Origin of the sequence: Geodermatophilus sp. DSM 44513, assembly GCF_032460525.1 — a bacterium.
Classification (GTDB): domain Bacteria; phylum Actinomycetota; class Actinomycetes; order Mycobacteriales; family Geodermatophilaceae; genus Geodermatophilus.
Genome location: NZ_CP135963.1, coordinates 2,947,429 through 2,971,630, shown reverse-complemented (window position 1 = coordinate 2,971,630; position 24,202 = coordinate 2,947,429). Strand labels below are relative to the sequence as shown.

Sequence of the window (24,202 nt, the reverse complement as noted above, 5' to 3'; positions counted from 1 at the left end):
GGCGGCGCTCAGGCGTGCGCGGCCGGCCGCAGCACCGACATCGCGGCGACCGGCACCCCCCGGCGGGCCAGCGCGTCGGTGGCGATGGCGACCAGGGTCGGGTCGGGCACCAGGCAGTCGGCGCAGACGGCCTCGTCCACGGCCAGGTGCAGCTGGTAGACGCCGTCCCCGGTGTCCACCAGTCGCACGGTCACCCCCTCGTCGAGCATCGTGCTGAGCTCCTGCTCGGCCTCGGTCGCTGCTGACACGGGTCCTCCTCGGGACGTCGACGTGGTGGTGCGGGTCGGGTGCCGGCTAGAGGTGCTCGCGCAGCGCGGCGGCGTGCAGCACGTGGTCGCGGGCGCGCTGCTGGGCGAGCACCGGCTCCCGCGCGCGCAGCGCCGCGATGATCCCGTCGTGGTCGGCGGCCAGCGCCTCCGCGGCCTCCGGGTCGGCCCAGATGGTGACCCGGGGCGGGAACAGCGACCACAGGCTGGAGGCGTGCGAGGCGATCAGCTCGGACCCGGCGTGGTAGATCGTGAAGTGCAGCCGCCGGTTGAGCACGGCGAGCTCCTCGCCGTCCCCGCCGCGGTAGCCCCGGATCTCCTCGTGCACGGCCTCGATGCGGGCGAACTGCTCGTCGGTCATGCGCTCGCAGGCGACCGCGGTGGCCAGCGCCTCGATCTCGGCGCGCAGCAGGTAGACGTCGCGGACCCGCTCGGGGGACAGCTCGCGGACCGTCGCGCCGCGGTGCGGCGCGTAGCTGATGCTCCCGCCGGCCTCGAGCAGCCGCAGCGCCTCCCGCACCGGGGTCGCGCTGACCCCGTAGCGGGTGGCGATCTCGCTCTGGCGCAGCGACGTCCCGGGCACGACGACGCCGCTGGCGATGTCCTCGCGCAGCCGCTGCAGCACGTACTCGGTCTTGCTCAGGGGTGGGCCGGTGAGCCCCTGCGCCGCCCCGCCGTGAGCCCGCTGCGTCTCGGTCATGCCGGCACCGTCCTCGTCGTCGTGCGCGTCCGCTCCGCGGTCGTCCCCGGGTGCGTGCCGATCCGGCGACCCGCCACGCGCCCGGTCGACGCGCCGTCCGGCCACCGGCCCTATACACGATACGGCCAGGCCGGGGTCCGGCGGCCACACCCGCGAGGAGGAGGCGCCAGCCGTCCGCGGCGCCCGCCCGGCACGATCACGACTTGGTGAACGTTGTTGTCCACATCACATACATCCTATAGCGTCCATCGCGCGCTGGCACAGACCGGCGGGGGCCCCAGGGGTCACCGCCTCCCCGTCGAGCGGAGGTCGCCCAGGATGGACGTGCGGATCGTCGACCCGTCGGGCAGCGCGCCGCCGACGCCACGGGCGGCCACGTCGCCGCGGGCGGCCTCGCTGGCCGGGGCGCGGATCGCGGTCCTGGACAACGGCAAGCCCAACGCCGCGCACGTGGTCGGGCAGCTCGGCCGCCACCTCGCCGTCCGCTTCGGCACCCAGGAGCCGGTGCGAGCGGACAAGCCCAACTCCTCGCACCCCTTCGCCGCGGAGGTCCTCGACCGGTTCCGCAACTTCGACGCAGCGATCGTGGGCGTCGGTGACTAGGGCTCCTGCACGTCGTGGAGTGTCCACGACTCCGCCGAGCTCGAGCGCCGAGGGATCCCGACGGTGATGGTCGCCACGGAGCCGTTCCTCCCGCTGGCCCGCGCCGTGGCCCGCCAGCAGGGGCTGGAGTCCCTCGCCGTGGTCACCGTGGCGCACCCCATCGGCGGCGTGCGGCCCGAGCAGCTCGACGACCGCCTCGCGGCCGCGGTCGACGCCGTGGCCGCGGCGCTGCTCACCCCGCCCGACGAGGTCGCCACCGGGCCCACCACCACCGTGCCCACCACCACCGTGCCCACCACCGGGCCGACCGCCACCGTGCACGAGGCCCCCGGTGACGTGCTCGCGTTCCTCTCCTTCGCCGAGCAGCGGCGCTGGGCCGACGGGCTGCCGATGGTGCCCCCGACCGAGGAGCTGGTGGCCCGCGCCGTCGCGGCCACCGGCCGGGACGCCGGCGAGGTCCTGGGGCTGGTCCCGCCGTCGAACCGGGGCGCCACCGTGGCCGCGGTCGCGGCCAACGCGGTCATGGCCGGGTGCCCGCCCGAGCTGACCCCGGTGGTCGTCGCGGCCGTGCAGGCGGTGCTCGAGCCGCGGTTCAACCTGCAGGCGCTGACCACCACCACGCACCCGGTGACCCCGCTGGTCGTCGTGCACGGCCCGGTCGTGGCCGAGCTTGGCTTCAACGCCGGGGCCAACGTGTTCGGGCAGGGCAACCGGGCCAACGCCGGTGTCGGCCGGGCGCTGCGGCTGGTGCTGCAGAACATCGGAGAGGCGCGGCCCGGCGAGACCGACCGTGCCACCCACGGCACGCCGGGCAAGTACGCCTACTGCATCGCCGAGAACGCCGCGGCCTCCCCCTTCGCCACCTTCCACGAGGCCCGTGGCGGCGGGCCGGCCGGCGCCGTGACGGTCCACGGCGGGGAGGGCCCGCACAACGTCAACGACCACGGCAGCACCGACGCCGCCGGCATCCTGACCGCGATCGCCGGCACGCTGGCCAACCTGGGGCACAACAACCTCTACCTGCGGGGGCAGGTGCTGCTGGTGCTCGGGCCGGAGCACGCCGAGGTGCTGGCCCGCGACGGGTACGACCGGCGCCGCATCCAGGAGGCGGTGCACGCCCACCCGCGGGCGCGGGTGAGCCTGGCCGGCGTCTCCGCGGGCAACCTCGACCGCTACCGGCGCACCGCGCCGCACGTCTTCGCGGGCGTGCCGGGCGACGGCGTCGTCCCGGTGCTGGACGGTCCGGACAGCCTGCTGGTCATGGTGGCCGGCGGTCCCGGCAAGCACTCGGTGCTGGTGCCCACCTTCGGCACCACCGAGGCGGTCACGGTCGACGTGACCGCGCCACGACCCGGCGGGGCCCCCGATGGGTGAGCCCACGCCGTCCCGGTGCGCCGCCCCCGGGCGGCCGTCCCCCCGGTCTGCACGGCCCTTCCACTCGACGACGAGGAGATCGAAGATGTCCGAGCGCGGTCTGCGCGGTGCGCTGGCGATCACCAGCGCCTTGGCCCTGGTCGCCTGCGGGAGCGACAGCGGAGGCGGTGGTGAGGCCGCCGCGGGGGGGAACGGGGAGGCCTGGCAGCCCAACCGGCCGATCACCTACATCATCCCCTACGGCACGGGCGGCTCGACCGACCCGATCGGCCGGCAGTTCGCCAGCCAGCTGAGCGAGGAGCTCGGCGTCGAGGTCATCGTGGAGAACCGCGAGGGCGCCGCGGCGACGATCGGCACGACGGGGATCGTCACGGCACAGCCGGACTGCTACACCCTCGGCCTGTCCAACCACCAGGCGCTGGCCAACCAGGCCGCGCTCAACCCCGACCTGCCGTTCCAGACGACGGAGGACTACACGCCCCTGGTCAAGCTCGGCGACATCCCCGTCGTGCTCGCGGTCAACGCGGACACGCCGTGGCAGACCCTCGACGAGTTCATCGCCGCGGCGGAGGCGGACCCGAACGGCATCGGCTACGCGACCTCGGGCGCCGGCGGCACCCCGGACACCAACGCCAAGCTGCTCGAGATCCGCACCGGCGTGGAACTGAACCGCGTGCCCTTCAGCGGGGGCGGCGGTGAGGCGCTCACCGCGGCGGTCTCCGGGGAGATCGAGTCGATCGGGACCTTCTACCCCTCGATGCAGGGCTTCGTGGAGTCCGGGGACCTCCGGCCGCTGGGCGTGTTCTACGACGAGGAGTACCCGCTGCTGCCCGACCTCCCCCTGATCGGCGAGGAGTACGAGGGCGTCTCGATGCCCGCTGCCTACTACACCATCGCGCCCACGGACCTCGACGAGGAGTGCCGCGACACGTTGGTGGAGGTCTCCGAGCGCATCGTCACCTCCGAGGAGTTCCGGCAGTTCGCCGAGGAGAACGGCTACGTGGTCGACCCGATCCAGCTCGACGACCTGGCGCAGGAGATCGACGACTACCGCCCGGTCTTCGCGGAGATCGAGGAGTCCGACGCCTGACCCGACGACAGGCCCGGCCGCGGTCCCTCCCGGGACCGCGGCCGGGCCCGCGACCGACCACGGGAAGTGAACGCATGAGCCGGCAGGACGTGACCGAGGCCGACCGAGGCCGGCGGCCGGCCCTGGACAGCAAGCGCAGGGGCCGGGTGATCGCCGGGGTGCTCGGCCTGCTGCTGGGTGCCGGGTTCAGCTGGTACACCTGGTCCACCCTGTCCTTCGGCACCCAGGACCGGCCCGGCGCCGGGGTGTTCCCGCTCGTCGTCGGCATCGGCATGGTCGTGGTGTCCGTGCTGACCATCGCCGAGGCCCTGCTGACCGACCAGGTCAGCGGCGACGTCCGGTTCCCGGCGGGTCGGCAGCGGCGCTCCGTGGTGCTCGTGTCGGCGGCCCTGGTCGCGTTCGTCGCGCTGTACCAGTTCCTCGGCCAGTACATCGCCTCCTCGCTGTTCGTCATCGCCGCGCTCGCCGTGCTGGGCACCCGGTCGTGGCCGCGCAACGTCCTCTACGGGACGGCGATCGGCGTGGCCATCTCGGCGTTCTTCGTGGAGCTGCTCGGGGTGCGGCTGCCCGAGGGCCTGCTCGGCCCGACCGGTGCGATCGGGGCGCTGTTCCTGTGAACCCGGTCGAGGGGCTGCTGTACGGGCTCGAGCTCGTCTTCACCGCGGAGCTGCTGGTCGCCGCGTTCGTCGGCGCGGCGGCCGGGACGGCGATCGGGGTGCTCCCGGGTCTGGGCCCGGTGGCCGGTGCCGCGCTGATCCTGCCGCTGACGTTCACGCTGCCGCCGGCGGCCGGGCTGATCATGATCGCCGGGGTCTACGCCGGGTCCATGTACGGCGGGTCCACGACGTCGGTGCTGATGAACATGCCCGGGGAGTCGGCGTCGGTGGTGACCGCCATCGACGGCTACGAGATGACCCGGCAGGGCAGGGCCGGGCCGGCGCTGTCGATCATGGCCGTGGGCTCGTTCATCGCCGGCACCATCGCGATCGTCCTGGTCACCCTCGTGTCGCCACTGGTGGCCCGGTTCGCCCTGCTCTTCGGCCCCGCGGAGTACCTCGCCCTGACCGGCGGCGGGCTGCTGGTCCTGGCCCGGGTGGCCGGGGGCAGCCCGGCCAGCGGCTACTTCCCGATGGTGCTCGGCATCATGATCGGCACGGTCGGCGTGGAGCAGATCACCGGCGTCTTCCGCTTCACCTTCGGCTTCCAGGAGCTGGCGCTCGGCTTCTCGCTGGTCCCGGTGGCCGTCGGGCTCTACGGCCTCGCCGAGATCCTGATGATCGTCGAGGACCCCGACCGCGCGGCCAAGGTGCGCAGCGTGCGGCTGCGCGAGCTGATGCCCAGCCGGGAGGACTGGCGGCGGGCCTGGGCGCCGTGGGCGCGCGGCTCGGCGCTCGGGTTCTTCTTCGGCCTGCTCCCCGGGCCGTCGGCCACCCTGTCCAGCTTCAGCTCCTACCGGCTGGAGAAGGCCGTCTCCAAGCACCGCGACGAGCTCGGCACCGGGGCGGTGGAGGGGGTCGCCGGCCCCGAGGCGGCCAACAACGGGGCGGCGGTGGGCAGCCTCGTGCCGCTGCTGTCCCTCGGGCTGCCGTTCTCGGCCACCTTCGCCCTGATGCTGGCCGCCATGGTCGTGCAGGGCATCCAGCCCGGCCCGCTGCTCATCGAGCAGCGGCCGGACATCTTCTGGAGCCTCATCGCGTCGATGTACGTCGCGAACGTCATGCTGCTGGTCCTGAACCTGCCCCTCGTCGGGGTCTGGGTCAGCCTGCTGCGCATCCCCAAGAGCATGCTCATGCCCGGGATCCTGGTCATCGCCGTGCTGGGCGCCTTCAGCACCCGCAGCAGCATGCTCGACGTCTGGGTGCTGGTGGTCATGGGCGCGGTGGGCTACCTGCTGCGCAAGCTGGACTTCGCGATGGCCTCGCTCATCGTGGGCCTGGTGCTCGGGCCGTTCATCGAGAAGCACTTCCGCGAGGGCATGTTCCTCAGCCGCGGGGACCTCGGCTACTTCCTCGACAGCCCCATCGCCATCGCCATCTGGGCCCTCGCGCTGGTGGTGATGTTCGGCGGCGGCCTCTGGCGGCTGGTCCGCCGGCGGCTCATCGGCGCCGAGGCGGAGAAGGTCAAGCTCGAGGTCGAGGACTGACCCCGCCGGAACCTGGCACACCGCACGACCCACCCGACACCGCACGACAGAGAGGACGGGCATGGACTTCCGGCTCGACGAGGACCAGCGGGCGTTCGCCGCCGCGGTGCGTGACTTCGCCCGCTCGGAGCTGCGGGACTCCGCGGTGGAGCTGGCCCACCAGCGCGGCTACCCCTGGGACGTCGCCCGGCAGCTGGCCAAGAACGGCCTGCTGGGCCTCACGCTCCGGGAGGAGGACGGCGGGCAGGGCGCCTCGCTCATGGACGCCGTCATCGCCATCCAGGAGGTCGCCGCCGCCTCACCCAAGGCAGCCGACATCGTGCAGGCCGGCAGCTTCGGTGCGATCCGCACGCTGGCCGAGTACGCCACCCCGGAGCAGAAGCAGCGGTTCCTGCCCGGGCTGCTGTCCGGGGAGAAGCTGATCTCGCTGGGCATGTCGGAGTCCGAGGCCGGCTCCGCCGCCACCGAGCTGCGCACCACCGCCGTCCGGGACGGCGACGAGTACGTCGTCAACGGCAGCAAGATCTACGGGACGCACAGCCCCGACGCCACCCTCTACCTGGTCTACGTCCGGTTCGGCCCGGGCACGGCCAACATCGGCTCGGTGCTCGTCGAGCGGGGCACGCCGGGCCTCACCGTCGGCGCCAAGCACGAGTACATGAGCGGCGAGGAGTGGTCCGAGCTGGTCTTCGAGGACTGCCGGATCCCCGCCGAGAACCTGCTGCTGGGCCCCGGCGGCTTCAAGAAGCAGATCTCCGGGTTCAACGTGGAGCGGATCGGCAACTCCGCCCGGGCACTGGCCCTGGGCCGCTACGCCTACGACGAGGCCCGCGAGCACGCCCTCGTGCGGGAGCAGTTCGGCAAGGCGCTGTGCGAGTTCCAGGGCCTGCAGTGGAAGTTCGCGGACATGGCCGTGAAGCTCGAGGCCGCCCAGCTGCTGCTGTACAAGGCGGCCAGCAGCGCCGACGACGGGCTGCCCTCGGCCTACGACACCTCGGTGGCCAAGCTGGCCTGCAACACCGCCGGCTTCGAGTGCGCCAACGAGGCGCTGCAGGTCATGGGCGGGCTTGGCTACAGCACCGACTCGCTGGTCGAGTACTGCCTGCGCCGCACCCGCGGCTGGATGATCGCTGGTGGCTCGCTGGAGATGCTGCGCAACCGGATCGCCGAGTCGGTGTTCGAGCGGCGGTTCGACCAGCGCAGGTAGCTCCCCCGAACGAGGAGAGGACCATGCCCGGGCACGTCATCGACTCCGAGCTGTTCGCCGACAGCTGGTCCACGCCCCGCGTGCGGGAGGTCTTCTCCGCGCGCAGCGTGGTGCAGTCCTGGATCGACACCGAGAGCGCGCTGGCCCGCGCCCAGGCCGAGGTCGGGTTGGTGCCACGCGCGGCCGCCGAGGAGATCTCCCGGCGCGGTGTCGTCGACGACTTCGACCTGGCGGCACTCGGGGCGGGGGTCAGGGCGACGTCCCACACGCTGATGCCGTTCCTGCGCCGCTACCAGGAGCTCTGCGCCGAGGAGCACCGCGGCTGGCTGCACTGGGGGGCGACCACCCAGGACATCGTGGACACCGGCACGGCCCTGCGGGCCAAGCGCGCGCTCGACGTCATCGCCGAGGACCTCGCCGCCGTCCGGGAGCGGATGCGGCAGCTCGCCGCGGAGCACGCCGAGACCGTCATGCCCGGGCGCACGCACGGCCAGCAGGCGCTCCCGATCACCTTCGGCTACAAGGTCGCCACCTGGCTGGCCGAGGTCGACCGCCACCTGGAGCGGCTGGCCCAGCTGCGTCCCCGGGTCCTCGTGGGCAGCCTCGCCGGCGCCGTCGGGACGATGGCGTTCGTGGGCGAGGTGGGCCCGGAGGTGCAGGCGCGGGCGCTGGCGGACCTCGGGCTCGGCGTGCCCGAGATCTGCTGGCACTCCTCCCGTGACCGGGTGGCCGAGGTGGCCGGCTGGCTGGCGATGGCCGGCACCACGCTGGGCCGCGTCGGCCGGGAGGTGTACCAGCTGCAGAAGACGGAGTTCGGCGAGCTGGAGGAGGCCTTCCCCGAGGGCAGGGTCGGCTCCAGCACCATGCCCCAGAAGCGCAACCCCGCGCTCAGCGAGTCGATCGTCGCCAAGGCGGTGGTCCTCAAGGCGCAGGCGCAGCTCGGCTACGACGTGATGATGCAGGAGCACGAGCGCGACAAGGCCCTGTGGCAGGCCGAGTGGGAGTTCCTGCCGGAGATGTTCCTGCTCATGGGTGGCATCGCCGCCGACTCCCGCCGGGTCCTGGACCAGCTCGTCGTCGACGCCGACCGCATGCGCCGCAACACCGGGCTGACCGGAGGGCTGATCATGGCCGAGTCGGTGATGCTCGGCCTGGCCGAGGTCATCGGCCGCCACCGGGCCCACGACCTCGTCTACGAGATCACGATGCGCTGCGCGGAGACCGGCGCCCCGTTCGCCGAGGCGCTCAAGGCCGACGCCACCGTCCGCTCCGTGCTCGGCGAGGACGCCGTCGACCGGCACCTGGACCCGCTGCGCTACACCGGGCTGGCCGCGCAGATGGCGCGCGCCGCCGCCACCCCACCCGGCTGAGGGGCGCCCCGGTCAGTCCTCCCCGGCGCCGACCTCCAGGGCGACGAGGAAGCGGGACACCATGTTGTAGGCGGCCACCGTGGCGGTCAGCTCCACCGTCCCGCGGTCACCGAGCAGCGCGTGCACCGCGGCGAAGACGTCGGCCGGTACGCGGACGTCGCGGGTCACGGCGTCGGTGAAGGCGAGGACGGTGCGCTGCCCGGGGGAGAGGGAGGACGGGTCGCCGTCCGCCCGGAGGGCGGCCAGCTGCTCCTCGGGGAACCCGGCGCGCACCAGCAGGGGGGCGTGGGCCCGCCACTCGTAGTCGGCGTCGTTGAGGACGGCGATCCGGCAGATCGCCAGTTCCCGCAGGTCGTCGGCGAGGGCGAAGTGCGACCGCACCGCGCCGAGCAGGGTGTTCCAGCCGTCGGCCAGCGGTTCGCTGTGCAGCAGCACCCGGTCCAGGGGGGTCAGCGTGCCCCCGCGGCGGGCGCGGACGCGGTCGGCGACCTCGCCGGAGGGGTCGACGTCGGGCAGACGTGCCATGGGACGACTCCTCGGACGATGTCATTTCCTACAGGATGTCGACTATGGTACGGCGCACAGCCGGGACGACGGGAGGTGAGCGGTGTCCGCGCCCGACCGCCTGCCCCACGGCCCGCTCACCGGCGTCCGCGTGCTCGACCTGACCCAGGTCCTGGCCGGCCCGTACTGCACGATGACCCTCGCCGACCTGGGCGCCGACGTCATCAAGGTCGAGGGGCCCGACCGCACCGCCCGCGCGATGGGCCCGGCCGTGTCGGGCGAGGACGGCGCGGTCTTCCTCGCCCTGCACCGCAACAAGCGCAGCTTCACCGTCGACCTCAAGGACGACGACGGCCGGCAGGCGCTGCTGGACCTGGTGGCCACCGCGGACGTCCTCGTGGAGAACTACCGGCCCGGCGTCATGGCCCGCCTGGGCACCGACTTCCCGACCCTGCACGCGCTGCACCCGCGGCTGGTCTACGCCAGCATCTCCGGCTTCGGGCAGACCGGCCCCTACGCGCAGCGCCCGGGCTACGACATCGTCGCCCAGGGGATGTCCGGGATCATGAGCGTCACCGGTGCCCCCGGCGGCCCGCCGATGAAGGCCGGGCTCCCGGTCACCGACCTCGCCGCCGGCCTCGTCGCCGCCAACGCCGTCCTCGCCGCGCTGCTCGCCCGGGTCGTCACCGGGGAGGGGCAGCACGTCGACACGTCGCTGTTCGACGCCGCGCTGTCGATGTCGGTCTGGGAGGCCACCCAGCTCTGGACGACCGCGGAGGTACCCGGGCCGCTGGGGTCCGCCCACCGGGGCTCCGCGCCCTACCAGGCCCTGCGGGCCGCCGACGGGTACCTGGTGGTGGCGGCCAACAAGCCGCACTTCTGGCGCAACCTGTGCGCGGCCGTCGACCGCCCGCACCTGGCCGACGACCCGCGGTTCGCCACGAACGCCGACCGGCTCGCCCACCTCGACGAGCTGGTCCCCGAGCTGGAGGCCGCGCTGGCCGGGCGCACCGTCGAGGAGTGGGTCGACATGCTGCTGGCCGCCGACGTGCCCGCCGGGCCGGTCCTCGACTACGCGCAGTCCCTGGCCGACCCGCACACCCGCGCCCGCGGGATGGTGCAGGTGCTCGACCACCCGGTCGAGGGTCCGCTGCCCTCGCTGGGCATCCCGGCGAAGCTCAGCGGGACACCCGGCACCCTGCGCCGGGCCGCCCCGCTGCAGGGCGAGCACACCGTCGAGCTGCTGGACGAGCTCGGCTACGACCGCGCCCGCATCGACCGGTTGCTCGCGCAGGGCAGCGTGTTCGCCCCCCGTGCCCCCACCCCCCGTGACACCCGAGCCCCGGAGCTGCCGTGACCGCCCGCCCGCTGGTGCAGGTGACCCGCCCGTCGGCCGGTGTCGCCGTGCTCACCCTGGACAGCCCCCCGCGCAACGCCTTCGGCCCGCCGGAAGGGGAGGCCTTCCTCGCCGCCTTCGCGGAGCTGGAGGCCGACCCCGCCGTGCGCTGCGTGGTGGTCACCGGCACCGGCACCGCCTTCCTCGCCGGCGGCGACCTGCGCCTGCAGCAGACGCTGACCACCCCGGAGCAGCAGCGGGCCCACGCCGACCACCCGCACGGCCTCAGCGCGGCGATGCGGCGGGTGGAGGAGGCGCGCGTGCCCGTGGTCGCCGCGGTCAACGGCGACGTCGCCGGCGGGGGCCTGGAGTTCGCGCTGTGCTGCGACGTCCGGCTCGCGGCGAGCACGGCCCGCTTCGTGGCCGCCGGCGTCAACGTCGGGCTGATCCTCAGCTGGTACCGGCTGCCGCGGACCATCGGCCTGGGCCGGGCCAAGGAGATGCTGCTCACCGGGGCCGCCTACGACGCGGCCACCGCCGAGCGCTGGGGCCTGGTCACCGGCGTCCACGAGCCCGCGGCCCTGCTGCCCGCCGCCGTGGCCCTGGCCGAGCGGATCGCCTCCCGCGCGCCGTTGAGCGTCGAGGCCACCAAGGCCTGCGCCAACCGGGCGTTCGACCTGACCACCGAGGAGGCCGGCCGGCTGCAGCGCCAGACGTTCCTGGAGGTGTTCGCCACCCGAGACCACGAGGAGGCGCTGGCCGCCTTCTTCGAGCGCCGTCCGCCCGTGTTCGAGCGGCGGTAGGGGTGGACCTCGGACTCGGCGGCCGGCGGGTGCTGGTCACCGGCGCCAGCGGTGGGCTGGGCGCGGCCATCGCCGCCGGGTTCGTCGCCGAGGGTGCGCGGGTCCTCGCCGCCGGCCGCGACCCGGGCCACCCGCTGCCCGGCGGGGTGGCCGCCGGTGTCCGGCTCGACCTGACCGCCCCGGACGCCCCGCGGCGGCTGGTGGACCTCGCCGCCGGGGAGCTCGGCGGGCTGGACACCGTGGTGGCCGCCGCCGGCGGCGCGGTCCGCGGCCGGTTCGACGACCTCGACGAGGACGCCTGGGACGCCGGGCTGGAGCTGAACCTGCGCAGCACCGTCCGGCTGCTGCGCGCCGCGCTGCCGCTGCTGCGGGCCGGCGACGCCGCCCGCGTCGTGCTGCTCAGCGCGCTGTCGGCCGCCGAGCCGCGGGCGGGGCACGTGGTGTCCAACGTCGGCAAGGCCGGGGTGGCCGCGCTGGCCAAGACCCTCAGCCGGGAGCTGGCCGCCGACGGCGTCCTGGTCAACTGCGTGGCCCCCGGCCGGGTCCGCAGCCGCCAGCTGGACCGCGCCTTCCCCGACGACGACGCCCGCGGCGCCTTCGCCGGCCAGCACATCCCGCTCGGCCGCTTCGGCTCCCCCGAGGAGGTGGTGCCGGTCGCCCTGCTGCTCGGCTCGCCGCGCAACACCTACGTCACCGGCCAGACCGTCGGCGTCGACGGCGGGATGGCGGCCCACCTGTGAGCCCGCACCCGTGACCCCGCACCCGTGACCCCCCAGCCGTGACCCCGTCCCGAGGAGGAACGCCCGTGCAGTTCGGTGTCAACCTGCTGGGCCTGGCCCAGCAGCCCTGCGACCAGGACATGCAGCAGCGCTTCGCCGAGCTGCTGGAGTGGGTGCACGCGGTGCGCGACGCGGGCTACGACCACCTCACCATGGGCCAGCACTACCTCACCGCGCCGTTCCAGCAGTTCCAGCCGGTGCCGCTGCTGGCCCGGTTGATCCCGGAGACCGGCAGCATGCGGATGTACAGCACGCTGGTCGCCCCGCTGCAGAACCCCGTCGAGCTGGCCGAGACGTGGGCCGGGCTCGACGTGCTCTCCGGTGGCCGGGTCGGGGTGTGCCTGGCGCTGGGCTACCGCGACGAGGAGTACGCCGCCTTCGGCGTCGACCCCGGGACGCGGCTGCGCCGGCAGCGCGAGCTGGTCGAGACGCTGCGCCGGCTGTGGACCGAGGAGGAGGTCACCGCCGAGGGGCTCGGCTTCCGGCTCGAGCGGCAGACGGTCACGCTGCGGCCGGTGCAGCGGCCCCACCCGCCGATCTGGATCGCGGCCAACGCCGACGCCGCGGTCGTGCGGGCCGCCCGGTGGGGGCTGCCGTGGAACATCAACCCGCACGCCACCCACGAGACCGTCGCCCGCCAGGTGGGGCTCTACCGGGACGCCTGGCGCGAGGCCGGCCACGAGGGGGAACCGACCTTCCCGATCAGCCGGGAGGTGTTCTGCGCCGAGACCCGGGAGGAGGCGGTCCGGCTGGCCTTCCCGTACCTGGGGGAGAAGTACGCCGCCTACGGCAGCTGGGGCCAGGACCGGCAGCTCCCGGGGGAGGAGAGCTTCGCCGTCCCGCTGGCGGAGCTGGCCGGCGACCGCTTCCTCATCGGCGACCCCGACGACTGCGCCCGCGAGGTCGCCCGGTACGCCGAGCTCGGCGTCGACCGCATCCACCTGCGCACCAACTGGCCGGGCATGCCGCTGGACACCGCGCTGACCGGCATGCGGCTGTTCGCCCGCGAGGTGGCGCCCCGATTCCGGCCGGCCCGGTGAGCGCGCCCGCCGACGCCGTCCGGCGGCGGGCGCTGGAGGCCGTCGCCCGCACCCGGGCGGTCGGTCCGCACTTCTTCGGCAACGCCGTCGGCATCGACGGCCGCGGCGCCGTGGACGGCGTGGCCCGGTTGCACCTGGACGTCGAGCCGGGCGCCGCCCCGGGCAGCCGGGTCTCCCCGACCGCGCTGGCCACCCTCGCCGACCTGACGATGAGCGCCGCCATCCGCGCCCGCCTCGGCCCGCAGAACCGGCTGGGCACCGTCACCCTCGCCGTCCAGCACCTGGAGCCGGAGCCCACCGGCCCGGTGCACAGCGAGGCGGTGGCCGCGCGGGTGGAGCTCGACGAGGAGCGCGGCTTCGCCCGCTGCGAGCTGCGCGACCCGGCCGGCACGCTGGTCGCCGCCGTCGAGGGCTGGTTCACCGCCATGCCGATGCCCCCCGGGCGGCGCCTGGGCCCCGTCCCGTGGGAGCTGCCGGAGGGCACCCCGGTGCCGCCGGTCGCCGAGGCCGACCTCGAGCCGGCCGAGCGGGCCGCCGTGGACGCCTGCACGGCCGCGGGGGAGCGGGCCGCCGCCGCCGGCACGTCGGTCGTCGACGAGCTGCTGGCGATGACCTGGACCGAGCCGCCCGACGGCGGCGTCCGCGGCGAGCTGGCCGTGGGCCCCGAGCACGCCAACCGCGGCGGGCACGTGCAGGGCGGGGTGCTCTACGGGGTCGCCGTCCTGGCCGCCCGCCGCGCGGTGGGCGACGGGCTGCACCTGGCCGACGGGCACCTGCAGTTCCTCCGGCCGGCGCACGCCGACACCCTCGCGGTGCAGGCGCGGCCGCTGCGCGAGGGCCGGCGCACCGCCTTCGCCGAGGTGCGGCTCACCGCGGCGGGGGAGCTGGTCGCCGCCGGCTCGCTCACCTTCCAGCGCGTGCCCGGGCGCGGGTGAGCGCGGTGCCCCTGCTCGACGGCGTGCGCGTCCTGGACCTCACCAACGTGCTGGCCGGCCCGTTCGCCGGCTACCAGCTGGCCCTCATGGGCGCCGACGTGGTCAAGGTGGAGGTCCCCGGCACCGGCGACCTGGCCCGCGCCCTCGGCGCGGACCCGGACCTGTCCGCCCGCGGTCTCGGGGTGTCCTTCCTCGCGCAGAACGCCGCCAAGCGCTCGGTGACCGTGGACCTCAAGCACGAGCGCGGCCGCGAGGTCTTCGCCCGGCTGGTGGCCTCCGCCGACGTGCTGCTGGAGAACTTCCGCCCCGGGGTGCTGGCGCGGCTGGGGTTCGGCTGGGAGCGGCTGCGCGCGCTGCGGCCGGAGCTGGTGTACTGCGCGGTCTCCGGCTTCGGGCAGACCGGGCCGATGCGCGACCTGCCCGCCTACGACCAGATCGTGCAGGGCCTGTCCGGCGTGATGAGCACGACCGGGACGCCGGACACCGCCCCGTTGCGCACCGGCTTCCCGGTCTGCGACACCCTCGGCGGCTTCGCGGCCGCCTTCGCCGTGGCCGCCGCCCTGGTCCGGCGGGAGCGCACCGGGGAGGGCGCGCACCTGGACGTGTCGATGCTGGAGTCGGCGCTGGTGGCGATGGGTTGGGTGGTCTCGGACTACACCGTCGCCGGGCAGGTCCCGGTGCCGATGGGCAACGAGAACCGGACCGCCGCACCGTCGGGCACCTTCCGCACCGGGGACGGGCTGCTCAACATCGCGGCCAACAAGCAGGAGCAGTTCGCCGCGCTGGTGCGGGTGCTGGCCCGCGAGGACCTGCTGGCCGACCCGCGCTTCGCCACCCGGGAGGAGCGGAAACGGCACCGCGACGAGCTGCGTGCCGAGCTCGAGCGGGAGCTGGCCGGGCGCAGCGCCGACGCGTGGGTGGCGGCGCTGGCCGGCACCGGCGTGCCGGTCGCCCGCGTGCTCACCGTGCCCGAGGCGCTGGACCTGGACCAGGTGCGCCACCGCGGCCTGCTGCACGAGGTCGCCCTGCCGGCAGGCGAGGGCGGCCCGGTGCGGGTGCTGGGCAGCGCCGTGCACGTCGACGGCGCCGCGGTCGGGCCGGCCGCTCCGCCGCCGGCGCTGGGCGAGCACACCCGCACCGAGCTGCGCGGGCTGGGCTACACCGACACCGAGATCGACGAGCTGTACGAGGAGGGGGTCCTGTGAGCGGAACCGCGGAGGAGGCCGCCGGCTGGTGGCGGACGGCGGTCAGCGAGACCGGGCCGGACGTGATCCGCTTCCGCGGGTACCCGGTCGAGCAGCTGATCGGCCGGGTCACCCTGGCGCAGACCGTGTGGCTGCTGCTGCGCGGCGAGCTGCCCGCCGGTCCGCAGGCCCGGCTGCTCGAGGCGGCGCTGGTGGCCGCCGTCGACCACGGCCCGCAGGCGCCGTCGATCGCCGCGGCGCGGATGGCGGCCACCTGTGGGGTGGGGCTGAACTCCGCCGTCGCCACCGGGGTCGGCCTGCTCGGGGACGTGCACGGCGGCGCGGGGCAGCAGTGCATGCAGCTGCTGGAGCGGGTGCGCGGGCGGCAGGACGGGGGCGCCGCGCTGCCCGACGCGGTGGCCGCGGAGCTGGCGGCGTACCGCGAGCGGCGGGCGTACGTGCCCGGCTTCGGGCACCGGTTCCACTCCCGCGACCCGCGCCGTGACCCGCTGGTGGCCATGCTGGCGGCCGCGGCCGCCGACGGCGTGGTGCCCGGCGCGCACCTCGCCGTCCTCGTGGAGGTGGAGCGGCAGCTCGGCGAGCGGCGGGGGTCGCCGGTGCCGGTGAACGTCGACGGCGTCACCGCCGCGCTGTACTGCGAGCTCGGCTTCGCCCCGGAGCTGGCCCGCGGGCTGTTCGTGCTGGCCCGGTCGGTGGGTGTGCTGGCCCACGCGTGGGAGGAGACCCAGGCCGGTACCCGCATCAAGGGGCCCCTGCCGCCGTCGTTCAGCGCGCCCTACGACGGCCCGCCGCTGCGCGACCTGCCCGGCACCGCCGGGGAGCCGGGGTGACGGGGGGTCGCCGGCTGGGCTGCCTGCTCGGCGACGGCATCGGCCCGGAGGTGGTCCCGGCGGCCCGGCGGGTGGTGGACGCGGCGCTGTCCGCCGCCGGCGCACCGGCGGTGGAGTGGGTGGACCTGCCGATGGGGGCGGCCGCGCTGGCCGAGCACGGCGCCCCGCTGCCGGCTCCCACACTGGAGGCGTTGGCCGGCTGCGACGGCTGGCTGGCCGGGCCGCACGACAGCGAGTCCTACCCGCCGCAGTGGCGGGCCTCGGGTCAGCGGGTGCCGGGCGGGGAGCTGCGGCACGTCTTCGGCCTGCACACCAACCTGCGGCCCAGCCGCACCCGGCCGGGGGTGCCCGCCCGCGTGCCGGCCATGGACCTGGTCGTCGTGCGGGAGAACAGCGAGGGCTTCTACGCCGACCGCAACATGGCCGTGGGCAGCGGGGAGTTCATGCCGACGCCGGACCTCGCCCTGGTGGTGGGCGTCTTCAGCCGCCCCGCCGTCCGCCGCGCCGTCCGGCAGGCGTTCGCGCTGGCGGCGCGGCGGCGCGGGCAGGTCACCCTGGTGCACAAGGCCAACGTCCTGCACCTGGCCTTCGGGCTGTGGCTGGAGGAGTGCCGGGCCGCGGCGCGCGAGCACCCCGGCGTGCGGCTGGAGACGGTGCTGTTCGACGCGATGGCCGCCCGCCTGGTCCGCCACCCCGAGCGGTTCGACGTCGTGGTGACCGAGAACCTGTTCGGCGACACGCTCTCCGACCTCGCCGGTGAGCTGGCGGGGGCGCTGGGCATGTCGGGCAGCGTCAACGCCGGCGACCGGCACGCGATGGCCCAGGCGGCGCACGGCTCGGCGCCCGACATCGCCGGGCAGGACGTCGCCAACCCGGTCGGGATGGTCGTCTCCGCGGCGATGCTGCTGGCCTGGCTGGGGGAGCGGCACGCCGACCCGGTGCTGGCGGCGGCGTCCTCGGCGGTCGAGCAGGCGGTGGACGCCGTCCTCGCCTCGGGCGTGGCCACCCGCGACGTCGGTGGCACGGCGGGCACCGCGGAGTTCACCGACGCCGTGGTGGACCGGCTCAGCGCTCCCGGAGCAGCCGCGCCAGCGGTGGGCCGGCCAGGAGCATGACCAGCATGCGCAGCACCTGCACGGCCAGGACGACCGTGCTGTCCGCGCCGGACCCGGCGGCGACGGCGAGGACGACGAAGATCCCGCCGGGGGTGGTGGCCAGGTAGCCGTCCAGCGGGGACAGGCCGGTCAGCGCGCTGAGCAGCACCCCCAGCCCGCCGCTGGCCACGACGAGCGCGACGATCAGCGCCAGGCCGGCCGGGAGGACCCGCCGCAGGGTGCGCACGGTCGCGGGCGTGAACCGCAGCCCCACCTGTGCCCCCACGACGGCGAAGGCGGCGGCGGTGAGCACCCCGGGCACCGCGTCGGTCAGCGGGACGTCGACGGCGGCCAGGCCGGCCGCCAGCACCAGCGGCCCGAGCAGGCTCGGCGCGGGCAGGTGCGCCAGCCGGGCCGCCCAGGCCCCGGCGACGGCGATCCCGAGGACGGCGAGCGTCGCCAGCGGCCACGGCACCGGCTCGCCGCCGTCCGCGAGGGCGCCCTGCTCGCCGCTGCCCCCGAAGACGACCACCACCGCCAGCGGCATGAGCACCACGATCAGCAGCACCCGCAGGTACTGCAGGGTGGCGACCAGCCGACCGTCGGCGCCCAGCTCGTCGCTGACCGCCACGATGCCCGAGGCGCCGCCGGCGATCATCCCGAAGGTCGCCGTGGTGCGGTCGACCTCGGTGAACCGGGCCAGCAGCAGGCCGGCCAGCAGGGTGAGCAGCAGCGTGGCCACCGTGATGAGCGTGACCGGCAGCCAGTAGCCGGCCAGCGTGGTTAGCGTGTCGGGCTGCACCAGCACGCCCATGACCACGCCGATCACGCCCTGGGCGGCGGTGGCCGTCCAGGCGGGTGTCGTCAGCTCGCCCCGCACCAGCAGCGCGCGGGCCAGGCCCACCAGCAGGCCCGCGAAGAGGGCGGGTGCGGGCAGGGCGAGCCGGTCGAGGCCGACCGCGGCGGCCGCGACGAGGGCGGCCAGGGCCAGCAGCTCGAGGAGCCGCCTCACGCGTCCACCCGGCACCCTCTCCTCGGCCGTTCTCCTACAGGATGTCGAGTATGGTCCGCCGCATGCGCAGCTCAGCGTCCGGGCGTGCCCCGCGGCCGGCCCTCTGGGGGTCCCGGTGACCGGGCGGCTGGCCGGTCGGGTGGCCGTCGTCACCGGCGCGGGCAGCGTGGGCCCCGGCTGGGGCAACGGGCGGGCCGCGGCGGTCCGGTTCGCCGAGGAGGGTGCCCGCGTGCTGGCCGTCGACCTCCGGGAGGAGGCGCTGGCGGAGACCCTCGCCGCGGTGGCCGAGCGGGGCGGGACGGCCCGGCCGCACGTCTGCGACGTGACCGACGCCGACGCGGTCGCCGCCATGGTGCGCGCCTGCGTCGAGGAGCTCGGCACCCCGGACGTGCTGCTGAACAACGTCGGCGGCTCGCGGCACGGCGGCGCGGCGGAGATGACCGAGCAGCTCTGGCACGAGCAGCTCGACGCCAACCTGACCAGCACCTTCCTCACCTGCCGGGCCGTGCTGCCGCTGATGGTGCAGGCCGGGCGCGGGGCGGTCGTGAACACCTCGTCGACGTCGGGGATCCGCTGGACCGGTGCCGCGCAGGTGGCCTACTCCGCGGCCAAGGCCGGCGTCATCGCCTTCACCCGCGCCGTGGCGGTGCAGCACGCACCCGACGGCATCCGGGCCAACACCGTCGTCCCCGGGCAGCTGCACACGCCCATGGTCGAGGCCCGGCTGGCCGGTCAGCGCGCCGGCGGCGACGTCGAGGCGCTGCTGGCCCAGCGGCAGGCCCGCATCCCGCTCCGCGTCTCCGGCGACGGCCGGGACACCGCCGCTGCCGCACTGTTCCTCGCCTCCGACGAGGCCCGCTTCATCACCGGCACCGAGCTGGTGGTGGACGGCGGGATGTCCGCCCGCTGCGACTGACCCCCGCGCACTCAGCCGTCGGCGTCCAGCAGGAACGGCACGCCGGCCCGGCCGCACAGCTCCCGCAGCTGCCCGAGCAGCGCGGGCGGCAGCGCGACGCCGTTGCGCTCGCGCTGCTCCCGCGCGACCGCCTCGGGGTCCCCGGGCACCAGCACCGGGAGGTCGGGGTCGGCCGGCGGGGTGGCCCGCAGCAGGTCCAGGAGCTCGTCGAGGTCGTCGGGGAAGCCGCCGTCCCCGCGGAACGCGGCCGGGTCCAGCGCCAGGAAAAAGTGGCCGACGTCCACCCGGTCGCCGGCGGCGCGGGTCGCGGCGAGGGCGGCCCCGCACAGGGTGGCCGACAGGACCTGCACCACCACGCCCAGGCCGTAGCCCTTGTGGCTGGACATCTCCGGGGTGCCGCCCAGCGGGGTCAGCCCCCCGGGCCCCGGACCGGCCAGGACGGCCGCCGCGTCGTGCGGGTCGCGCACCGCCGTCCCGTCGCCGTCCAGCACCCACCCCGGCGGCAGCGGCCGGTCGGCGTAGCCGTGCACCCGCACCTTGTTGACCGCAACCGTGCTGGTGGACATGTCCAGCAGGAACGGGCGGTTGCGCCGCGCCGGGGCGGCGAAGGCCAGCGGGTTGGTCGACAGCCGGGGCACCGCCGCCCGGGTCGGCACGACGGACACCGTGCGGGCCGACGTGGTCACCAGGCCGATCAGCCCGCGGTCGGCGGCCAGGGTGGCGTAGTGGCCGGCCGCGCCGAAGTGGGAGGAGTTGCGGACGGACACCACGCCCACGCCCTCCGCGGCGGCCTTGTCACCGGCCAGCCGCACCGCCGCGACCGCGGCCGGGTGGCCGAGGCCGCCACCGGCGTCGAGCAGTGCGGTCACCGCCGTCTCCCGGACGGTCGTCGTCCGCGCCCCGGGGACCAGGTGACCCCGGTGGAGCAGCCGCTCGTAGGTCGGCAGCATCGAGATGCCGTGGGAGTCGATGCCGGCCCGGTCGGCGTAGCCGACGGCCACGGCCGCGGTCCGCGCCGGCTCCTCGGCCAGCCCCCAGGCGCGCAGCACGGTGCGCGTCTGCTCCTCCAGCGTCGTCACCGGGACGCGCATCGGCCTGCCTCTCGTCCGGCCCCGCGCCGCGCGGCGCCGGGCAACTCCAGTTTCCCGACCCAGTCCGGCCTTCCGCGCGCGGAAGGCCACACCCTGGCGTGCGAGCGCGGCCTTCCGCGCGCGGAAGGCCACCCGCGGCCGGCCTTCATCGCGCTGAAGGCCGCCCGAGTGGCCTTTATCGCGATATAGGCCACTTCCCGGGTCAGCCGCGGGCGGGCAGGCCCAGTGCCTGGGCCCACAGCCGGGTGAGCGTGCCGACCAGCCGCTCCTGCTCGAACCCGCCGTCGAGCACCAGCCAGTAGTGCACCACCCCGTTGACCATCGCGACGAGGGCGTGCGCGGCGTACTCGGCGTCCAGGTCGGCGGGGACCAGGCCGTCGCGCTGCAGCTGCTCGATGCTGTGCCGCACCCGGCCGGCGTTGCGCTCGCGGGCGGCCCGGCGCAGCGCCCGCACCTCCGGGTCGAAGGTGGTCACCTGCTCGAACAGCGCCATGAGCGCGGTGTTCTCCCGGTACACGGCCACGAACCGGCGGTTGGCCGCGTCGATGCGGTGCAGCGCGACGGCGGCGGGGTGGCCGTCCGGTGGGCCGGGCTCGCCCCCGGTGCCCAGGGAGGCATAGAGGTCGTCCATCGTCTCGGCGACCAGCGCCCGGAACACGGCGGTCTTGGACCCGAAGTAGGTGTAGAAGCTGCCGTGCGCGGCGCCGGCCGCCGCGGAGATGTCGGTGACCCGGGCGTCGAGGAAGCCGTCGCGCTCGAAGACCTCGCGGGCCGCGGCCAGCAGCCGGGCCCGCATCCGGCGGCCGCGCTCGGTCGTGGGCAGCGCGACCGCGTCAGCCCCCGCGGACGGACCGGGTCGAGGCACGCGGCACCTCCAGCGCCTGGGCAGTCGACACGGGACGTTGACATCGACGTCGGTGTCAACTTAGCTGCGTCGGAGCCCACCGTCGTCCCCCGAGGAGGCGTGCGATGACCGCGCCCACCCCGGCCCCGCAGGACGACGGGCTGGCAGCACTGCTGCGGCCGCGGGGGATCGCGCTGCTCGGCATCTCCGGCCGGCCGGAGAACCTGATGTCCCGGCCGCTGCGCTACCTGGTCGAACACGGATTTTCGGGCGGCGTGTACCCGGTCAACCCCAACTACGCCGAGCTGGTCGGGCAGCCGTGCCACCCGACGCTGGCCGACGTCCCGGGCCCGGTCGACCTGGTGCTCGTGCTGGTCGCCGCCGAGCGGGTGGAGGACGCCATCCGGCAGGCCGCCGCGGTCGGCGCTCGGGCGGCGGTCGTCTACGCCTCCGGGTTCGCCGAGGTGGGCCCGGCGGGCGTGGCGCTGCAGCAGCGGCTGGCCGCGGTGGCGCGGGAGACCGGCGTCCGGGTGGTCGGGCCGAACTGCCAGGGCTTCCTCTACGCGCCCACCGGGGTGGTGGCCACCTTCACCGCGGCCGCCGACCGGCCGCTGGCCGCCGGCAGCGGGGTGGCCTACGTCGGGCAGAGCGGCGCCGTCGGCGGCTCGGTGCTCGACCTCGCCACCGACATGGGCCTGGGCCTGGAGGCGTGGTTCAGCACCGGCAACCAGGCCGACCTCGACCTCACCGAGGTGTCCCTGCACCTGCTGGCCGACCCGGCGGTGCGGGTGCTGATGCTCTACGTGGAGGCCACCGGCGACGGCGCCGCCTACGCCGAGCTCGCCCACCGCGCCCAGCAGGCCGGCAAGCAGCTGGTGGTGCTGCGCTCGGGCCGGTCGTCGGCCGGGCGCCGCGCGGTGGCCAGCCACACCGGCTCGATGCTCGGCGACGACGTCGCCTTCGTGCTCACCTCGCAGCGGCACGGCGTCATCCTGGTCGACGACGTCGACGAGCTGCTCGCCGTCGCCGCGGTGCTGGCCGCCGGGAAGCCGGCCGAGGGTCCGCGGGTCGCCGTCGTCACCACCTCCGGCGGGGCCGGCAGCCTGGCGGCCGACCTGTGCGCGGACGTCGGCCTGCAGCTGCCCGAGCTGTCGGCCGCCACCCAGGACCGGCTGCGTCCGCTGATCCCGCCCTTCGGCGCGCTGGCCAACCCCGTCGACGTCACCGCCCAGCTGTTCAACCGCGGCGCGCAGGCCTTCGGCGACGTGTGCCGGATCATCGCCGAGGACGACGCGGTCGACGTCGTCGCCGTCCTGGTGACCATGGTCGTCGGCGAGGCCGGCGCCCGGCTGGCCGAGGACCTCGTGGCCACCGCCGCCGCGCTGCCCTGCCCGCTGCTGGTCGGCTGGATCGCCGGCCAGGAGCTCACCGTCGAGGGACGGCGGGTGTTCCGCGCGGCCGGCGTCCCGGTGTTCGGCTCGGTCGGCGACCTGGCCCGCGTCGCCGCCCGGCTGGCCCCGCCCCGGCCGCCGGGCACCCCGCCGCCGCTGCCTGCCGCTCCCCAGCTGCCGGCCGGCGAGGTGCGCGCGCTGCTCGACGCCCCGGTGGTGGACGGCGCGGCGCTGCTGCGGGCGGTCGGCATCGCCCAGCCGTCCTCGGTGCTGGTCACCACCCCGGAGGCGGCGGCCGCCGCCGTCGCCGCGCTGCCCGGCCCGGGCGTGCTCAAGCTGGCCGCCGCCGACCTGGCGCACAAGAGCGAGGTCGGCGGCGTGCGGGTCGGCGTCGGCCCCGAGGACGCGGCCGCCGTGTTCACCGGGCTGCTCGACGCCGCGCACCGCCACCGCGTGCCCGGCGTCGAGGGCGTGCACGTGCAGGAGCTCGTCCCGCCCGGCACCGAGCTGGTCCTGGCCGTCACCGCCGGGCGCGACGGGTTCCCGCCGGTGGTCACCGTCGGCCTCGGCGGGGTCACCACCGAGCTCTACCGCGACCTCGCCTCCGCCCTGGCGCCGGTCACACCCGAGGAGGCGTGGGCGATGCTGCGCCGGCTGCGCGCCTGGCCGCTGCTGGCCGGCTTCCGCGGCGCCGAGCCCGCCGACGTGCCGGCCGCCGTCGACGCCGTCGTCCGGCTGTCGCAGGCCGCTGTGGCCGCCGGAGACCGGCTGGCCGAGTTCGAGGTCAACCCGCTGATCGTCGGCCCGCGCGGGCGCGGTGCCACCGCCGTCGACGTCCTGGTCCGCACCACCGGCTCCCGTGAACCGGTGGGCGAGTAGCCCCCTCATCACCCGACAGGAAGGCAGGACACCCCGCGTGGGACAGATCCAGGTGGAGCGGCACGGCGGTGTCGCCGTGCTCACCGTCGACAACCCCGACGTCAAGAACGGGCTGACCCCGGAGATGGGGCTGCAGCTGTCCGAGCTGTGCGACGAGCTGGACGCCGACCCCGCGATCGGCGCTGCCGTCGTCCGCGGCGCCGGCGGCACGTTCTGTTCCGGTGCCGACCGCCGGCGCTGGACCGCGGGCGCGGACCAGGCCGAGGACAAGACGTACAAGGAGCTCGGCGCCGTCTACACCGCCTTCCGCCGGGTGGGCACCCTGCAGGTGCCCACCATCGCCGCGGTGCGCGGCGCCGCGGTCGGCGCGGGCATCAACCTCGCACTGTCCACCGACCTGCGCATTGTCGGCGAGAACGCGCGGCTGCTCGCCGGCTTCCTGCGCATCGGCCTGCACCCCGGCGGCGGCTACTTCACCATCAGCAGCCGGACGGCGGGCCGCGAGGCCACCGCCGCGATGGGCCTGTTCAGCGAGGAGGTCGACGGGGTGCGCGCCGCCGAGATCGGCCTGGCCTGGAAGGCGGTCCCCGACGAGCAGGTCGAGGACCTCGCGATGGAGCTGGCCGGCCGCGCGGCCAAGGACCCGGAGCTGGCCCGCGAGGCGGCCCGCTCGTTCCGCACCGAGGCCGGCCCGCCCGGGATCGGCTGGGAGGCCGCGCTGCACTTCGAGCGGGCCACGCAGATGTGGTCCCAGCGGCGGCGCGAGACCGCCTGACCCGCCGGACCCCGG

24 protein-coding genes are annotated in these 24,202 nt (G+C 75.6%); 18 read left to right on the top strand and 6 right to left on the bottom strand.

Annotated features, from left to right (window positions below):
* Positions 1–8 precede the first annotated feature (8 nt).
* Together RTG05_RS14385 and RTG05_RS14380 are read right to left on the bottom strand one after the other, a co-directional pair.
* Positions 9–248 carry a hypothetical protein gene (locus RTG05_RS14385; RefSeq protein WP_166525688.1) on the bottom strand — a complete coding sequence of 80 codons (240 nt, stop codon included), beginning with the start codon at positions 246–248 and terminating at the stop codon, positions 9–11.
* A gap of 46 nt (positions 249–294) precedes the next feature.
* Complete coding sequence (locus tag RTG05_RS14380) at positions 295–966, bottom strand: GntR family transcriptional regulator (protein WP_166525687.1); 672 nt, start codon at positions 964–966, stop codon at positions 295–297.
* A gap of 318 nt (positions 967–1,284) precedes the next feature.
* On the opposite strand from RTG05_RS14380, the gene RTG05_RS14375 reads away from it, so the two are divergent.
* The 7 genes from RTG05_RS14375 (at position 1,285) to RTG05_RS14345 (ending at position 8,753) form a co-directional block, all read left to right on the top strand.
* Positions 1,285–1,569 carry a UGSC family (seleno)protein gene (locus RTG05_RS14375; RefSeq protein WP_166525686.1) on the top strand — a complete coding sequence of 95 codons (285 nt, stop codon included), beginning with the start codon at positions 1,285–1,287 and terminating at the stop codon, positions 1,567–1,569.
* Positions 1,570–1,635: 66 nt separating this feature from the next.
* Positions 1,636–2,943, top strand: coding sequence for a UGSC family (seleno)protein (locus RTG05_RS14370; protein WP_315912579.1), 1,308 nt, complete (start codon positions 1,636–1,638; stop codon positions 2,941–2,943).
* 85 nt (positions 2,944–3,028) lie between these two features.
* Positions 3,029–4,033, top strand: coding sequence for a Bug family tripartite tricarboxylate transporter substrate binding protein (locus tag RTG05_RS14365; RefSeq protein WP_166525685.1), 1,005 nt, complete (start codon positions 3,029–3,031; stop codon positions 4,031–4,033).
* Between the two features lie 74 nt (positions 4,034–4,107).
* Complete coding sequence (locus RTG05_RS14360; protein ID WP_166525684.1) at positions 4,108–4,650, top strand: tripartite tricarboxylate transporter TctB family protein; 543 nt, start codon at positions 4,108–4,110, stop codon at positions 4,648–4,650.
* Positions 4,647–6,176, top strand: coding sequence for a tripartite tricarboxylate transporter permease (locus RTG05_RS14355; protein WP_166525683.1), 1,530 nt, complete (start codon positions 4,647–4,649; stop codon positions 6,174–6,176). The genes RTG05_RS14360 and RTG05_RS14355 overlap by 4 nt, the downstream gene beginning before the upstream one ends.
* 61 nt (positions 6,177–6,237) lie before the next feature.
* The gene (locus RTG05_RS14350) at positions 6,238–7,383 is read left to right on the top strand and encodes an acyl-CoA dehydrogenase family protein (RefSeq protein WP_166525682.1); all 1,146 of its coding nucleotides are present in this window, start codon (positions 6,238–6,240) and stop codon (positions 7,381–7,383) included.
* A 23-nt stretch (positions 7,384–7,406) separates the two neighbouring features.
* Positions 7,407–8,753: a class-II fumarase/aspartase family protein gene (locus RTG05_RS14345; protein WP_166525681.1), complete on the top strand. Its 1,347-nt coding sequence runs from the start codon at positions 7,407–7,409 to the stop codon at positions 8,751–8,753.
* A gap of 12 nt (positions 8,754–8,765) precedes the next feature.
* Here the strand turns inward: RTG05_RS14345 and RTG05_RS14340 are convergent, their stop codons facing one another.
* Positions 8,766–9,278 carry a carboxymuconolactone decarboxylase family protein gene (locus RTG05_RS14340; RefSeq protein ID WP_166525680.1) on the bottom strand — a complete coding sequence of 171 codons (513 nt, stop codon included), beginning with the start codon at positions 9,276–9,278 and terminating at the stop codon, positions 8,766–8,768.
* Positions 9,279–9,360: 82 nt separating this feature from the next.
* On the opposite strand from RTG05_RS14340, the gene RTG05_RS14335 reads away from it, so the two are divergent.
* The 8 genes from RTG05_RS14335 (at position 9,361) to RTG05_RS14300 (ending at position 17,300) form a co-directional block, all read left to right on the top strand.
* Positions 9,361–10,614 (top strand): CaiB/BaiF CoA transferase family protein, encoded by a 1,254-nt coding sequence (locus tag RTG05_RS14335; protein WP_208104574.1) that lies wholly within the window; start codon positions 9,361–9,363, stop codon positions 10,612–10,614.
* Positions 10,611–11,396, top strand: coding sequence for an enoyl-CoA hydratase/isomerase family protein (locus RTG05_RS14330; protein WP_166525679.1), 786 nt, complete (start codon positions 10,611–10,613; stop codon positions 11,394–11,396). Before RTG05_RS14335 ends, RTG05_RS14330 begins: the two co-directional genes overlap by 4 nt.
* Before the next feature lie 2 nt (positions 11,397–11,398).
* The gene (locus tag RTG05_RS14325) at positions 11,399–12,136 is read left to right on the top strand and encodes an SDR family NAD(P)-dependent oxidoreductase (protein WP_166525678.1); all 738 of its coding nucleotides are present in this window, start codon (positions 11,399–11,401) and stop codon (positions 12,134–12,136) included.
* Positions 12,137–12,201: 65 nt separating this feature from the next.
* Positions 12,202–13,215 carry an LLM class flavin-dependent oxidoreductase gene (locus tag RTG05_RS14320; RefSeq protein ID WP_166525677.1) on the top strand — a complete coding sequence of 338 codons (1,014 nt, stop codon included), beginning with the start codon at positions 12,202–12,204 and terminating at the stop codon, positions 13,213–13,215.
* Positions 13,212–14,150, top strand: a complete 939-nt coding sequence (locus RTG05_RS14315) for an acyl-CoA thioesterase domain-containing protein (protein WP_166525676.1) — start codon at positions 13,212–13,214, stop codon at positions 14,148–14,150. The genes RTG05_RS14320 and RTG05_RS14315 overlap by 4 nt, the downstream gene beginning before the upstream one ends.
* A complete protein-coding gene (locus tag RTG05_RS14310; RefSeq protein ID WP_166525675.1) occupies positions 14,147–15,355 on the top strand; it encodes a CaiB/BaiF CoA transferase family protein in 1,209 nt (402 codons plus the stop codon). Before RTG05_RS14315 ends, RTG05_RS14310 begins: the two co-directional genes overlap by 4 nt.
* Positions 15,352–16,185, top strand: coding sequence for a citryl-CoA lyase (locus tag RTG05_RS14305; protein WP_166525674.1), 834 nt, complete (start codon positions 15,352–15,354; stop codon positions 16,183–16,185). Before RTG05_RS14310 ends, RTG05_RS14305 begins: the two co-directional genes overlap by 4 nt.
* Complete coding sequence (locus RTG05_RS14300; protein WP_315911900.1) at positions 16,182–17,300, top strand: isocitrate/isopropylmalate dehydrogenase family protein; 1,119 nt, start codon at positions 16,182–16,184, stop codon at positions 17,298–17,300. The genes RTG05_RS14305 and RTG05_RS14300 overlap by 4 nt, the downstream gene beginning before the upstream one ends.
* Here RTG05_RS14300 and RTG05_RS14295 read toward each other — a convergent pair.
* On the bottom strand, positions 17,251–18,291 hold the full coding sequence (locus tag RTG05_RS14295) for an AbrB family transcriptional regulator (protein WP_315911899.1): 1,041 nt from the start codon (positions 18,289–18,291) through the stop codon (positions 17,251–17,253). The genes RTG05_RS14300 and RTG05_RS14295 overlap by 50 nt on opposite strands.
* A 115-nt stretch (positions 18,292–18,406) precedes the next feature.
* Between RTG05_RS14295 and RTG05_RS14290 the strand changes: the two genes are divergently transcribed.
* Entirely contained in the window at positions 18,407–19,207 is an 801-nt protein-coding gene (locus RTG05_RS14290; protein ID WP_166525672.1) for an SDR family NAD(P)-dependent oxidoreductase, read from the top strand.
* Positions 19,208–19,218: 11 nt separating this feature from the next.
* Here RTG05_RS14290 and RTG05_RS14285 read toward each other — a convergent pair whose 3' ends face one another.
* Both RTG05_RS14285 and RTG05_RS14280 read right to left on the bottom strand, forming a co-directional pair.
* A complete protein-coding gene (locus tag RTG05_RS14285) occupies positions 19,219–20,298 on the bottom strand; it encodes an Ldh family oxidoreductase (RefSeq protein ID WP_166525671.1) in 1,080 nt (359 codons plus the stop codon).
* 202 nt (positions 20,299–20,500) lie between these two features.
* Positions 20,501–21,163, bottom strand: a complete 663-nt coding sequence (locus tag RTG05_RS14280) for a TetR/AcrR family transcriptional regulator (protein ID WP_315911898.1) — start codon at positions 21,161–21,163, stop codon at positions 20,501–20,503.
* A 104-nt stretch (positions 21,164–21,267) separates the two neighbouring features.
* Between RTG05_RS14280 and RTG05_RS14275 the strand changes: the two genes are divergently transcribed.
* Both RTG05_RS14275 and RTG05_RS14270 read left to right on the top strand, forming a co-directional pair.
* Positions 21,268–23,412: an acetate--CoA ligase family protein gene (locus RTG05_RS14275; protein ID WP_166525670.1), complete on the top strand. Its 2,145-nt coding sequence runs from the start codon at positions 21,268–21,270 to the stop codon at positions 23,410–23,412.
* Between the two features lie 37 nt (positions 23,413–23,449).
* Positions 23,450–24,187, top strand: coding sequence for an enoyl-CoA hydratase-related protein (locus RTG05_RS14270; RefSeq protein WP_166525669.1), 738 nt, complete (start codon positions 23,450–23,452; stop codon positions 24,185–24,187).
* The last annotated feature ends 15 nt before the right edge of the window (positions 24,188–24,202 follow it).